Annotated in this window: 1 pseudogene; it reads right to left on the bottom strand. The window is 45.2% G+C overall.

Annotated features, from left to right (window positions below):
- A pseudogene (locus JCM17102_RS28745) lies at nucleotides 1-522 on the bottom strand (RHS repeat-associated core domain-containing protein); the annotation flags it as partial.

Genomic DNA, 522 nt, shown 5'->3' with positions numbered 1-522 from the left:
GCCGGCTTCATTCAGCAACATCCTCAACACCCCATTCTTATAGACCGCATTGCCACAGTAATCCGTTGTCAAAGTAGCAGCACCCGTCTTATGTACCGTACGAAGTTTCGTTCCGTCAGCAGTATACTCATACCGGATACTGTTACCATTCGCAAAGGTTACCTCATCAGGCAAATTTAAACAATTATATCCGATATTACTAATATTCTTGTTTAAATCTTTAATCAAATTCCCATTCTTATCATAAGTATACTCCACCATCTGACTGGAATTGTCTTTAAATTCCGTACCATTCCCATAGACAGAGTTTGTGCAGGCATCCCTGACCGCCTGCAACCGGTTACCGTTATACGTCAGAGTCAGATGATCGATCATCCGTAACTGCCTGCAGCCGTCTGCCCGTAACGCTTCAAACCCAGAATATTTCCCATCTTGTCATAAGCGGTAACCTGCTCATTGAACCGGTCCGTATTAGCGGCAAGCGTAGCGCCTTCCCCGTAGAGAGCATCCTCAACCTGGAAA

This window comes from Bacteroides faecichinchillae JCM 17102 (assembly GCF_000614145.1).
Taxonomy (GTDB): domain Bacteria; phylum Bacteroidota; class Bacteroidia; order Bacteroidales; family Bacteroidaceae; genus Bacteroides; species Bacteroides faecichinchillae.
This window is presented reverse-complemented; position numbering and strand designations above follow the sequence as displayed.